General features: G+C 71.7%; 11 protein-coding genes. 5 read left to right on the top strand and 6 right to left on the bottom strand.

From position 1 onward, the window contains the following. Nucleotides 1–18: 18 nt before the first annotated feature. From rnr to IPI43_03735, 5 genes are all read right to left on the bottom strand, one after another. Nucleotides 19–2778, bottom strand: coding sequence for a ribonuclease R (rnr, locus tag IPI43_03755; GenBank protein MBK7773239.1), 2760 nt, complete (start codon nt 2776–2778; stop codon nt 19–21). A 27-nt stretch (nt 2779–2805) separates the two neighbouring features. Then, nucleotides 2806–4005 (bottom strand): PQQ-like beta-propeller repeat protein, encoded by a 1200-nt coding sequence (locus IPI43_03750; protein MBK7773238.1) that lies wholly within the window; start codon nt 4003–4005, stop codon nt 2806–2808. 227 nt (nt 4006–4232) lie between these two features. Next, nucleotides 4233–6296 (bottom strand): hypothetical protein, encoded by a 2064-nt coding sequence (locus IPI43_03745; GenBank protein ID MBK7773237.1) that lies wholly within the window; start codon nt 6294–6296, stop codon nt 4233–4235. Next, nucleotides 6284–6967, bottom strand: a complete 684-nt coding sequence (locus tag IPI43_03740; protein MBK7773236.1) for a hypothetical protein — start codon at nt 6965–6967, stop codon at nt 6284–6286. The genes IPI43_03745 and IPI43_03740 overlap by 13 nt, the downstream gene beginning before the upstream one ends. A 67-nt stretch (nt 6968–7034) precedes the next feature. Continuing rightward, a complete protein-coding gene (locus tag IPI43_03735) occupies nt 7035–7844 on the bottom strand; it encodes a hypothetical protein (protein ID MBK7773235.1) in 810 nt (269 codons plus the stop codon). Between the two features lie 270 nt (nt 7845–8114). Here IPI43_03735 and IPI43_03730 point away from each other — a divergent pair, with 270 nt between their 5' ends. The 4 genes from IPI43_03730 to IPI43_03715 all read left to right on the top strand — a co-directional run bounded on the left by IPI43_03730 (nt 8115) and on the right by IPI43_03715 (nt 10399). After that, nucleotides 8115–8531 carry an Hsp20/alpha crystallin family protein gene (locus IPI43_03730; protein ID MBK7773234.1) on the top strand — a complete coding sequence of 139 codons (417 nt, stop codon included), beginning with the start codon at nt 8115–8117 and terminating at the stop codon, nt 8529–8531. Between the two features lie 74 nt (nt 8532–8605). Then, nucleotides 8606–9232, top strand: a complete 627-nt coding sequence (locus tag IPI43_03725) for a riboflavin synthase subunit alpha (protein MBK7773233.1) — start codon at nt 8606–8608, stop codon at nt 9230–9232. Beyond that, the gene (locus IPI43_03720; protein MBK7773232.1) at nt 9229–9873 is read left to right on the top strand and encodes a hypothetical protein; all 645 of its coding nucleotides are present in this window, start codon (nt 9229–9231) and stop codon (nt 9871–9873) included. The genes IPI43_03725 and IPI43_03720 overlap by 4 nt, the downstream gene beginning before the upstream one ends. Nucleotides 9874–9973: 100 nt before the next feature. After that, nucleotides 9974–10399, top strand: coding sequence for a hypothetical protein (locus IPI43_03715; protein MBK7773231.1), 426 nt, complete (start codon nt 9974–9976; stop codon nt 10397–10399). Between the two features lie 12 nt (nt 10400–10411). Here IPI43_03715 and IPI43_03710 read toward each other — a convergent pair whose 3' ends face one another. Then, nucleotides 10412–12199: an RNB domain-containing ribonuclease gene (locus IPI43_03710; protein ID MBK7773230.1), complete on the bottom strand. Its 1788-nt coding sequence runs from the start codon at nt 12197–12199 to the stop codon at nt 10412–10414. Between the two features lie 89 nt (nt 12200–12288). Between IPI43_03710 and IPI43_03705 the strand changes: the two genes are divergently transcribed. After that, on the top strand, nt 12289–13062 hold the full coding sequence (locus tag IPI43_03705) for a hypothetical protein (GenBank protein MBK7773229.1): 774 nt from the start codon (nt 12289–12291) through the stop codon (nt 13060–13062). Nucleotide 13063: the final 1 nt, after the last annotated feature.

Raw genomic sequence — 13063 nt, 5'->3', positions numbered from 1 at the left:
CGCCAGCGTGCGCACGTCTCAGCGCTTGCGGCTGCGCTTGCCCTCGCCGGGCTTGCTGGCCGCGCTGGGCTTCCCACCCGACTTGCCACCACCCGCCTTGCCGCCCGCCTTGCCACCGGACTTGCCGGGCTTGCTGCCCGACTTGCTGGGCGCGTCCCCGCGCTCGGCCGACTTGGGCTTGCCGCGCTTGCCCTGCCACTCGCCGCGCGGCTTGCCGCCGCCGTCGTCGCGTGAGCGCCCACGTCCACCGGGCTGACGGCGCTCTTCCAGCACACCCACCAGCTCGGCCTCCACGCGGCGCCGCTCGAGGCCCACGCTCACCACGCGGATGGTGACGGGCTGCCCCATCTCGAACACGCGCCCGCCGCGCTGACCCACCAGGCGCACGCCCAGGCGGTCCACCGCGTAGTAGTCATCCGTCAGCCGCTCGCAGGGCACGAACACGTCCACGAAGGGGCTGTCGATGCTCGCGTAGAAGCCAGTCTCGTCGAGCCCGCTGATGGTCGCGTTCATCTCTTCGCCCACCTTGTCGCGCATGACCAGGCAGCGGTAGAGGCTCACCACGTCGCGCTCCACGGTCATGGCGCGGCGCTCGAGCTGGCTGCTGCGGGCCGCCATCTTGCGCAGCATGGGCAGCAGCAGCGCGCCGTCCACGAACTCGCCGCGGGCCAGGGCGCGCACCACGCGGTGCACCGCCAAGTCCGGATAGCGCCGAATGGGCGAGGTGAAGTGCAGGTAGTGCTTGGCCGCCAGGCCGAAGTGGCCCACGTCGTCGGTGCCGTAGATGGCCTGCTGCATGGCGCGCAGCAACAGGTAGCGCAGCACGGGCGCGGCGGGCTCGCCCTCGATGCGCGCGAGGAACTCCGTGAGCTGCTTCGGGTCCTGCGCCGCCTCGGCGTCCAGCGGCTCGCCGAGCGAGGTCGCCAGCTCGCAGAAGGTCTCGAGCTTCTCGGCCGCGGGCGCGCCGTGCGTGCGGTAGATGGCCGGGATGCCGCGCTGCGACAAGTCGCTCGCCACGGTCTCGTTGGCCAGCAGCATCATCTCTTCGACCACGCGATAGGCCTCGCGCACGCCGGGGTCCTGACGCGAGCGCACCACGTCGATGGGCTCGCCCTGCTCGTCCAGCTTCACGCGCGGCTCGGGCAGGTCGAAGTCGAGCGCGCCGCGCTCGAGGCGCCGCTGCCGCAGGATGCGCGACAGGTCCAGCAGGGCCTGCAGCATGGGCACCCGCTCGCGTGCGGCGGCCTGCTTCACGCCGCCCTCGGTGGTGAGCCCCAGCGCGTCGGCCACACCCTCGTAGGTGAGCTTCGCGGTGGAGCGCATGATGCCTTCGATGTAGCGGTGGTGCGTGACGCGCCCCGTGGCGTCCAGCGTGATGTCCACCGCCAGGCACAGCCGGTCCTTCTTGGGCACGAGCGACGCGAGGTTGCTGCTGATCTCGTGCGGCAGCATGGGGATCACGCGGTCGGGCAGGTAGATGCTGGTGCAACGCGCCTGCGCCTCGTCGTCGATGGCGGTGCCGAGCCGCACGTAGTGCGAGACGTCGGCGATGGCCACCACCACGTGGAAGCCGCCGCCCTTCTTGCGCTCGATGAAGAGCGCGTCGTCGTGGTCGCGCGCGTCGGCCGGGTCGATGGTGCAGAGGTCGAGCTCGCGCAGGTCCTCGCGGCCCACCTTGTCGGCGGGCGCCACGCGCTGCGGGATGTTCGCCGCCTCGGCCAGCACGGCCGGCGGGAACTCCTCCACCACGTTCTCGCGGATCTTGATCTTGGCCACCTCCACGGCGGTGATGCCCTGCACGCCGAGGATGCCTTCGACCACCACGCCGGGGCGCTCGTTGGCGTCCTGCGGGAAGCGCACGATGCGGGCGTCCACCACGTCACCCACCTTGGCTTCGGCGGGCACGGCCTGCACCAGCTCCATGGGGCCGCGCAGGCGCACGTCGTCGGGCTCGAGGAAGGTCTGGTTGCCCATGCGGCGCAGCGTGCCGGTGATGCGCGGGGCGCGGCGGGACAGGATGCCCACCACGTAGCCCTCGCGGCCCTTGGCGGAGGGCTGCGCCACGACCTCCACCTTGTCGCCGTGCAGCGCGGCGCCCATGGACGTGGGGCCCACGAACACGTCGGGGCCGCCGTCTTCGGCCGCCACGAAGCCGAACGCGCGCGGCGTCACAGTCAGGTAGCCCGCCACGGTGGCGGCGCGCTGAGCGGGGCGCTGCCAGGGCGAGCGCGGCGCTTCCACCACGGGCTCACGCGGCTCACGGGCCTCGCGCCAGTCGGGGCGGTCGCTGCGCTTGTCACTGCGGCCGTCGTTGCGCCCGTTTTGCCGATTGGCCGGCCGGCCGTCGTTCCGGTTGGCGGGGCGCAGGTCCACGCGCTTGTCGGGCGGGCTCTCGAAGTCCGGCACGACGGGGGCCAGAGCCGGGATGGGCGCGAGCGCCCGGGTGTCGGTCGGCTGCTCGTCGCGCCGGACGCCGTGGCGGTCTTGCACCACGAACTTGTTCTTGGGCTTGCGCGGCTTCACGGGCCCGCTCACCTCGGGCGGCGCCGGAGGCTCCACCTGCACGGGCACGGTCTGGAAGCGGAAGCGCAGGCCGGGCATCTCTTGCGCCGAGCCCTGCACGCAGAGCGTGTCCAGCACGGCCAGCAGCTCGCCGCGGGCGGCCTTGGCGTCATCGGGGTTGTCGAACAGGCGGGTCTGGATCTCGCCTAACTGGAGGGCCCGCGGTGCACGCGTGCGGAGGACGCGCAGTACGTCGTCGGGATGAAGTGTCGTCATTGAAATCTCGGCTCGCCGTGCGAGCGTTCAGCGCAGCGCGTGGAGGCGTCCGTCGTCGGCGCCGACGAACAGAGTTCCGTCGGGTCCGAGCGCCGGCGTGGCGTCCACGTCCTGGCCGATGTTGTGCTGCCAGAGGACCTCGCCGTTGGGCGAGAGGCAGTAGATGGAGTCATCTTGAGAGCCCACGTAGATGCGACCGTTCGCATCCAGGAGGGCAGAGCTGCGCACGCGCCCAGAAGTGGGGACGCGCCAGCGGAGGGAACCATCCGGGCGGATGGCGTAAACGTGTTGGTCATAGGAGCCGACGATCACGGTGCCGTCAGGAAAGACAGCCGGGGTCGCTCGAATGTCCGCGCCGGTTTCATAGCGCCATCGGACGCCGCCGCCAGGGGTCAGCGCGATTAAGTACCCCGCGTCATTTCCGATGTAGACGGTTCCGTCGTCCCCCACCGCAGCGCTTCCGTCAATGCTGGCGCCTACTTGGGCCTCCCAGCGCGGGCGCCCATCCAGGTTGATGGCGCGCACGAAACCGTCGGGGGTGCCCACCACCAGGAAGCCGTCGGGGTGCAGCGCAGGGCTGCTTCGGATGTGGCCGGCGGTGGCCACCTGCCATGCGATCTGCCCCTGCGGCGTGACCGCGAACACCCCGTCGCCTGCGACATAGAGGGTGCCGTCGGGGCCGATGGTGATGCTGCCATCCAGCGTGTCGCCCAGCTGGACCCGGAACGCGGGCTGGCCCGACGGGCGCAGCGCGGTCAGCCAGCCATCGTCGCTCGCCAGGTAGACGGTGCCATTGGGCGCCACCGCCGGGGTCCCGTAGATGCGGCCGCTCGCGCTGTACCGCCACAGCAGGCTGCCGTCCGCGCCCACCGCCGACAGGGTGCGCCCGAGTGACGCCACGTAGGCGATGTCCTGGTGCAGCACGATGCTGGCGAAGACGCGCCCGGTGCTCGCGTAGGAGTAGGCCTCGGTGGGGGTGCGCTCGGGACCGCTGTGCGGGCTGCGGCCCGTGTGCCGCGGATCGCCCATGAACATGGGCAGGCCGAGCGCCACCGGCCCAGCGGGCAGGCTCACCCCGGCATCGCTGGTCTCGCCCACCGCAGGCCCGGCGTCGGATGTGGGCGCTGGCTCCGGCTGCGCCTGGAGCTCCGCCGTGACCTCGGCGATGAAGCGGCAGCGCCCCTCGTGGCAGATGCGCTCGGACCCGTTGCACTCGCGGTCCGACATGCACGGGGTGGCGGGCCGAGGCTCGCGGCCTCCACAGCTGACGAGCAGCAGAACGGCCAGCAACGGACTCGCGAGACGGAGCGAGCGCGGGCTCGCAAGGAACAGGGAGCCCAGGCCTGCGAGGAGCCGAGAGGCGGCGGAGGGCCGTGGAGCTGGACGCACGTGGGGCAAGTTCTTCTCCGCGCGGAGGGTGTGGCGCGAGTGGGGGAGAGGATGCCGCATGCCGTTCACCACGTCAGCAAATACACGGCGGCCCCGCGCTGCACCACCACCGCGTTGCCTCCGGGGGCCAGCGCCACGCCGCGCACCGCGGTGTCTCCGCTCACCTCGCCCCAACCGGGGGGGCGCAGCAGAGTCAGGCTGGGCTCGGGCCCCAGCGTGTGCAGCACCACGCCCGCATCGAGGGTGGTGACGTAACGCGAGCCGTCGCGCTGGATGGCCGGCCCGTTCACCGGGGCAGGCGGCAGCGCGCCCGTGGCCACGCGGAAGGGCTCGCCCGCCGGGCGCGCCTCGTCGGTGAGCGGCACCACCCAGAGCTCGTCGCGACGCGCCAGGAGCAGGCCCTGGGGCGCCCAGCCGAGAGGAACGAAGCCCCCGTCTTCGGCGGCTTCGATGGCACCCGGGGCCCCAGCGGCGCAGCGCGGCGTGGGGAGCGCGGCGATGACCGCCAGGCGTGGCGGCCCATGCAGAATGGGGTCGAGCGCGGACAGCTCCACCACGTAGGCCGCGCAGCTGCGCCCCACGCGCGACGTCCTGAAGCGCCCGCTCGGGTCCACCACCAAGCCCGCGTTGAGGCGCGGCGGCGGCAGATTGGAGGTGGGCACGCCCCCCGGGCTGGTGGTCGCCTGGTTGCCCGTAGCCGCGACCCCGCAGTCTTCGGGGCTGGCCGCCGGTGGGGGCGCAGCGGTGGGCACAGGCTCGCGGATGGACATCACCCGCCCACCCGGCAGCTGCACGTGCTGGTCGTCCAGGAACGACAGCCCACCGCGCCCCGTCACGTCGGCCAGCTTCCGCATGACGAGGCCACGCGGCGTGGGAGCACGCCCGTAGGCGCGCGTCACCATGCGGCGCTCGGCCTCGCTGACCGTGAGCGCCGAAGAGTCGAGGCGCGCCAGGGCCTGCGCCGCAGCGAACACGTCACCCGCCTGCGCGTGGGCCGCAGCCACCACCGCCGCGGCCTTGCCTGCCCCCCGTGAGCGCCCACACGGCAGGCCCTGCGCGTCACCCAGCCGCACGCGCTCGGCGCCGCCCTCGGCACACAGCGCGGTGTAGAGCGCCAGCACCCGCAGCGCGCTGCGCAGCGCCACCTCGGGCTGCCGCGTGAGCGGGTCGGCGGCGGCGTTGGCCAGCGTGCGCAGCGTGGCCTCGGGCTCGGCCCGGTCGCGCGCCAGCCCGCTCGCCCCTTCGATCCAAGCGAGGTCCACGCTGACCGCGTCGTCGCCCTCGCCCAGGGAGACGCGCGCCACCAGGTCCGGCGTGCCGTCCTGGTTCTTGTCCTCGGCGCGGAGCGCGAGCCCCAGCGGCAGCGCGCTCGGGTCTGGCGTGGTCGCGCCCGGCAAGGGTGCCGAAGGGCTGGCGGGCGTCGCTGCCGCCGCATCGGGCTCCGGCGTGTCCGTGCTTGCCGCCGGTGCAGGGGCCAGCAGGGTCAGCCGCTCCTCGAGCCGTGGCTGGGCTTCCAGGCTGGCAATGAGCGCCACCGATGCCGGCCCGGTGGCGCAGGTAAAGGCCGCGCTCAACACCACCAGCGTGGGTCCCAGCGTCTCGCCGCTGCCCTCGGACAGCTCGCAGTCGGCCGGTGCCAGGGTGTGCCCCAGCTCGGCGAGCGTGACCCCGCCCGGCGCGACGCGGGCGAGCGAGAGCACCACGGTGGGCGTGCTGCCCGGGCTCCCCGCAGCGGGTGCCGCCGCCCCTGCTGCCGGTGCCGCGCCGCGCGTGTGCAGCACGTAGGCGTCTTGGTCGCCGTCGGCGTCCACGTCCACCATGAGGATGGCGCGCAGGTCACCGTCGTCGCGCTGCAGGGGGTGCCCGCTGAGCTCCACGCGGCGCGTGCCGGCCGGCAGCGCACGCGCGCGCACGCCCGCCACGGCGCCCACGCCTGCGTCTGGTCCGCTCACTCCTGGCACGTTGGCCACGGGCGCCGACTGCCCAGGGCGCGCGCCCGCGTCGAGCCCGAAGGTCACCAGCCGGTCCCCCTGGCAGGAGCAGCCCTCGCAGCCCGAGGCCCCGAGCGAGAGACTCAGGAGCAGCCACCCCAGCGCCCTGCGCGGCCGCGCGGCCTTCAATTCAGCCACTCCGGCTTGTTCTTCCCGTCACGCCCCTTGCGTGCCGAGTCAATGGAGATCACCGACGACACGCGCGCGGGGGGCAGCCGACGCCGCCGCCAGGCCACGAACCCGACCCCGGCACCGATGGCCGCCAGCTCCGCCACCAGCGTGGGCACGCGCGGGTCGGTCAGGAAGTTGAGCGCCACGAAGACCAGCGCGAACCACACGTAGGCCTCACCCCGCGTCGGCAGCCCGAGGATGTTCATGGGCGCGTAGCGCAGGCTCCAGCCGAGGGCACCCCAGCCCGCGAGCACCCACGTGTTGGGACCCAGGACGATGTCGGGGCTCACCAGCAGGCCCACCAGCATGGAGAGCACCCCGGACAGCAGCGTACTGCCGATCACCAGCTGCAGGGTGGCCTTGCCGCCGTAGCGCTCCTCGAAGGGCCCGAGCGACCACCACAGCATCAGCAGCGCGAACATCAGCGTGAGCGCCGAGCGCGGCATGATGATCCACCCGAGCGGGTGGGTGACCAGCTGGAGCGCCGTCCACACCGTGAGGCGCCCCGTGGTGAGCGCCGTGAACGAGCCCAGCGGGAACTGCACCCACACCTGCATGACCGTGTGGAGGAGGAAGCTGACGCCCGTGGCGATCAGCAGACCCCGCGTGAGCGGCATCAGGCGTGGAAGTTGAAACACGGAGAGGATGTAAGCACGCGCCTCCCGAGGTGCAAAGCCGCGGGAAGGCGCCAGGAACCCAGCCGGCTCAGCAGCCGGGGCCCGAGGAGACGACTGCCGCGTTGCAGGTCACCACGTTGGACGTGTTCAGCGTCAGGGTGAAGGTGCACTTCGCGTCCCACAGGCTGGTGCAGTTGTTCACCGTCTCTTCGGCGCTCGCGAAGAACGTGTAGGACCCGTTGTCGAACTGGAAGCTCGCGTTCTCGGTGAAGAGCACGTCGCTGCCCGTGCCGCAGTTCTGCGTGGTGGGGCCGGCGATGATCGGGTCCGTGAACTCGGTGCCCTCGTGGAACGTGTAGTCGAACTCGTTGGTGGCGATGTTCGCCGCCGTACAGGTCAGGAACGGGCCCAAGGCCGCGTTCTGGAAGCGCACCTGCACCGTGAGCGTGGTGGACGGCAGCGCCCCGTCGAAGTCCGGGGTGGCCAGCGTGGCGTGACCCACCGAGGTCACCACCAGCGGCAGCGGGTTGGTCTCCTGGAGCACGTTGCCCGACGAGTCGAGCGCCTCCCAGAGGGAGTAGTACGCGCCCGCAGCCAGCACGCGCGTGGGCCGCGTGTCGAACCCGCCGTTGGCGCAGGCAAAGGTGAGCGACTGCGTGGTGAAGCACTCGGTCGCGGCAGCATCCCAACAGACGACGACGCGCACCGTGGCGATGTCTCCGCAGGACTGGGCGGTGGGCTCGGCCCCGTTCACGTCCCAGAGGCCATCCAGGGAGACGTCACTGCCGAAGGGCGTGGTGGGCGTCGGCGTCCCGTCGGTGACGGTGATGCAGCCCGTGGTGAGGAGGGAGGCAGCGGCCAGCGACAGGAGATTGAGGGAAGAAGGAAGGTGCTTCATGGAGACTCCGAGTGCGAGCGAGCGCGGGAATGAGCCTTGGACGCGAACGGCGCCCGCAGGATTCATTCCCAGGAGCATACGTGACCGGGAGGCCGTTCGCGACCGCGCGGCGGATCGAGGTGCCCCGTTGACACGCCGGGAGCCGTGTTTAGCTTGCCCCGCGAGTCACCGAAAAGACCCTTTCGGCCCATAAACAGGCCACTTGGGACTCATCTGACCAACCCCTACTGTCGGCTGCGCAAATGCGACGCGGCCATGGAGAACCACGCCATGTTGACCCTCTTCGACCCCTTCGCCGACTTCTACCGCACCGTCCCCGCCCGGCGTCGCCCGGCCGCCGTCACGGACGGCTACCTGCGCCCGGCCGTGGACATCCACGAGCGCCCCGAGGCCTACGAGATCTTGGCCGAGCTGCCCGGCGTGGCCATGGAGAACGTGAGCGTCAACGTGGAGAAGAACGTGCTGACCATCGAGGCCCAGCGCAACGAGAGCACCGACACCACGGACGAGAAGACCGGCTTCCGCCACGTGGAGCGGGTCCGCGGGACCTTCCGGCGCGCGTTCACGCTCCCCGAGACGGTCGACGCCGAGCACATCGACGCGAAACTCTCGGATGGCGTGCTGCGCGTGACGCTCCCGAAGCGGGATGCCCCGAGCCCCCGCAAGATCGCGGTCAGCGCTGCGTGAACGTGGCCACCTGGGCGAGGCTGCGCGCGGGGTCCTGAGGTGACCCACGCGCGCGGTCCTGCTATGACGGCGGCATGTACAGCGGAATCACACGGGGCCTCTTTCCGGTGGTGCAGGTCAGCCGCGCGCCGGGGCTGCTGAGCTACGTGGTGGACTTCGGCGCCGAGCTCTCCGCCGGCTTGGCTCTCGGGGCCAGCGTGGCCATCGACGGTGTGTGCCAGACGGTGGCATCGCTCGACGGCACCCGGGTGGGCTTCGACGCCATCCAAGAGACGCTGAACCTCACCACGCTCGACACGCTCGAGGTGGGCCGCCTGGTCAGCGTGGAGCGCAGCCTGCGCGTGGGCGACGAGCTGGGCGGTCACGAGGTGGCGGGGCACGTGGTGGGGCGCGGCGAGATCGCCGAGGTGCGGCTCGAGGGCCACGACGTGGCCATGCGGGTGCGCGTGCCGGAGGCGTTCATGCCGTACATCCTGCCCAAGGGCTTCATCGCGGTGGACGGCTCCAGCCTGACCGTGGGGCGCACCTATCCGGACGGCTTCACGCTGCACCTCATCCCCGAGACGCTCCGGCTCACCAACTTCGGGTCTCGCCACGTGGGCGACCTGGTGAACATCGAGCTGGACCCGCGCACGGTGGCCATCGTCCACACCGTGGAGCGCGTGCTCGCACAGCGCCTCGCCACCCAGGCCAGCCCGTGAGCGGGTCTGGCGAGCCCCTGCAGGCGCACGTCCGCATCGCCGGTCACCGCGTGGCCCTGGTGCCTCGGGCCCCGTTCGTGCTGTGCCGCCACGAAGACGGCGTGCGCGTCACACACGGCGCGTTCCTGGCCAACGTCCGCGTGGTGGGCGAGTCCCTGCGCTACATCGTGGACGGGGGCGCGCGCGGCTTGCACGACCTCATGGTGGCCGTGGACACGGACTACCGCGGGGACTTCCGTCTCGAGACCAGCCACTTCCTCTGTGCCTGGCCCGTGGGCTTCCACCTGGCGTCGCCCGACCGTGACGGCCCGTTCTTGTTCGACCTGGTGCCCGAGGCCGGGGAGGGTGAGCCGGGCTTCGGATGCCTGATCTTCGTGGCCGGCCCCTACACCCAAGAGCTCTGCCCCAGCGTGGACGCCCTGATTGGGGACGGTCAGGTCGAGGTTGGCCGGGCCGTCGCGGACAATCAGGGCATCGTGGAGGTGGCCTACGAGCACCGCGGGGCGCCGCACCGCCAGCAGCACACACGCTTCGAGGCCGGCGGGCACGTGTTCGTGCTCACCGTGCAGGGGCCCGAGGCCACGTTCGAGGGCGCGCGCGCGGCCGCCAGCGAGATGGCCACGTCGCTGCGGGTGGCCTGAGCGCCTCTGCATTTCGCACGCAAGTCGGCCCGCGGAGCGTCGACAAGGAGGCGTGACCCGCCGCCCATCCGAACCACCGACCGTCTGTGCCCTGCCGCGCGTGCTCGGCTCTGATCGCTCCTCGCGCGCCGACGCCTTCGTGCTGGCCCACGCCTTCGTGGACGTGCCCGAGGACGCGCTCCACGCGGTGGCGGTGTTCGCCATCGAGTACTTCGAGCGCCTGGGCCTGTCCGCTTGGAGCGACTTCCCGGTGGAGGCCTTCGCGGGGGTGCACCTGCCGGGCGAGCTCTACGGCTTCGACGGCCTGCGGGCGGCGGCCACGCGCGGGCTGCCGTTCTTCTTCGCCTGGCTCGGGCGAGTGGGCGACCTCAGCGCGGTGGAGGCGGCGGCGCTCGCCAAGCGCGCCCGGGACATCCACCTCGGGGCCTATCGCCCCACAGCGGGCGTGCGCAGCGCGGACTCCCCCGGCGCGCTGCTCCCCAGCCTGGTCCCGCGCCCAGGCCTGCCACGTGGGTTCGCGGGCTGACGCGAGCTCTGCTCAGTCCACGTCCATGCGCAGCACGAAGCGCTTGCGAGACGGGTCCCAGCGGGCCACCCGCACGCTGACGGGCTCACCGATGCGGCACACCCCACGCCCGCTCGCGCGGCGCAACGAGGCGCCGTCGTCGCTCAGCTCCACCTTGGTGCGCAGCTGCTCCTCGAGGTCGTCGATGTAGAGCTTCACGTCCACGGGTGGCTCCTCGAAGGTCACGTGCACCTTGTCGCGCGTCAGCCCCATGACCGTGCCGTGCCAGCGCGTGCGCTCCTCGTCGGGGCGGGCGAGGTCGTTGTCGAAGAGCTGATCCAGCACGTAGAGGTGGGCCAGCTGGTTGATGCGGCCCTGGATCCGCTTCGCCTCGTTGGAGCGCTCCACCACGCGGTCGCGCAGGGCCTCGTCGCGCGCGATCACGTCGGCGCTCGGGACGTCGCCCGAGAGCAGCTCCCAGGTCTCCTTGTGCAGGAACACGCCCACGATCTCGCGCATGGGGGCAGAGAAGCGCGCGTAGACCTCGGCGCCCACGCCGTGATGTTGGCCCGGGTCCTCGGTGAACTCGCTGCGCACGTTGACCATGACGGCCTGGCGGTGGATGGCCTGGGCCAAGCGCGCGTGGGGCCCATCGCTCGGGAGCCCGTCCAGGAAGTCGTTGAGCGCCACGTCGCCGTCCGCACGCCAGCCGAACACCCTGGCGTCGAGCTCGTGGAGCCGCACCATGGCCGCCAGCAGCGCCTCGAAGCGCCGCACCTTCTCGGGCTCCGGGGACGGATGCACACGGTAGATGGGCTGGATCTCGGCGCCCGCCGCGGTGACCCCGTCACGCAGCAGCTTCGCGCCCTCCACGTTGCACAGCAGTGAGCACTGCTCGTTGTAGCGCTCGATCTCGAGGCGCGGGTGCAGGTGCACCGACATCGTCAGCCCCTCGGCGCCCACGTTGATGCCCAGCTCCTCGCGGCGGTAGCGCACCACGTCGCGTCGCTCGGCGTCGCGCATGAGCAGGCGGCCCACGTGCGCCAGCAGCGTGAGGCTGCTGTTGATGGCCGGGTCGTCGAAGGCCTGCGCCACCGGGTCGTCCAGGTAGGCCTGCGCCCGCTCGAACGACAGCTTCGCGTGGCTCCGGACGAGGGCGCGCACCACCTCCGTGCGCAGGCACTGGCCCGCCGCGTCGAGGTGCATCTCGAACACCAGCGCGCGGCGCTCCACGTCGGGGTTCAGCGAGATGATGCCTTCGCTCAGCGGCCGCGGCAGCATGGGGATCATGAAGCCCGGCAGGTAGTAGCTGGCGCCGCGCTTCACGGCCTCTTCGAACAGGGTGGTGCCCGGGCGCACGTAGTAGGCCGCGTCGGCCAACGCGTAGCGCAGCAGGAAGCCGCTGCCCTCGGCCTCGAGGTGCACGGCCTGATCGAGGTCGCGCGACGTGGCCCCGTCGATGGTCACGAAGCGCAGCGCGCGGTAGTCCCGCAACGCCGGGTCGTCGAGCCCGGGCTGGGCCACGAGCGCATGCGCCTCGGCCAGCACGGTGTCTGGGAAGACCGGGTCCAACCCGTGGTCGGCGGCTATCCCATAGAGATGGGCGCGCGCGGAGCCGGCCGTGGCGCAGCGCTCCTCGAAGAAGGCGCGCGGCACGTGGCTGGCCTCGTGATCCAGGCGCGCGCGCACCCAGTCGCCCGCGGCGAGCGGCGTGTCCTGCTTGGGGACCAGCATCAACGAGGGACGGTCGGGCTCGAAGGGATCACGGAGCTTGAGCTGTCCGGCGTCCTCGACGACGATGGCAATCAGGGTGGAGCGCACCGCGGCACGATACCAGTCTCAGAAATCGTGGGGTGGGGCTTGACCTCGAGGCACTCCGTGCCAATATATACTGACCGAAGGTTCACAACATGAACGACGTCGCACGCCTCACCCAGTCCCCGCTCACCCTGATGACCCAAGCGGCAGGCTCGCCGGCCGAGATGGCCCAGAAGCTCGCGCGCCTCGCGAAAGCGCTGCGCCAGTACGCGCACCCTGTGGTGATCGACGAGCGCCTCGCTCGGCTGAAGCGCCTGGGCTACGTGGACGAGCTCCCGAGCCGCGTGCAGCTGGCCATCGGCGCGTACGACATGCTGCGCTTCTTCATCGCCCCGGCGGCGGCGGACTACTACGACAGCAAGGGCATCAACTTCAACTTCCACCAGCTGCTGCGCTTCCTCGACGACCCGTCGTCCATGGTGGACCCCACGGGCCTGCTGAGCACCACGGACAACATCATCGGGCACCTCATGCAGGTGACCCACGCCAACCCCTGCTACGACCTGCAGCTGCTGGACGCGCACGAGGGCGGGCTCGAGGAGCTCGAGAAGCAGGTCGAGCAGATGCTGGCGGGCACGCACCCGCGCACGCGCTCCATCTCGGCGATCATCGAGGACCCCGCCTATCACGGGAAGCTGCTGGAGTACGTGCGGGCCTTCCGCGTGGCGCGTGACGCGCAGGCGCCCATCCGCGAGAACGTGGCGGACTCCGACCGCTTCAAGGCCATCGCGCGCACCTTCGGCACGGTGCCCAACGCCATGCGCTACTTCTGCCGGCTGCCCAGCGACCCCCTGGCCGCCGCGCGCCACGCGCTCCTCACGCGCAGCTTCCCGGATCAGTTCGCGGAGCCCGAGCCGCTGGTGTAGT

It is taken from the genome of Sandaracinaceae bacterium (assembly GCA_016706685.1).
GTDB lineage: Bacteria > Myxococcota_A > Polyangia > Polyangiales > Houyiibacteriaceae > JADJJE01.
Note: the sequence above shows the minus strand (reverse complement) of the source record. Positions and strands in the feature narration are given on the sequence as shown.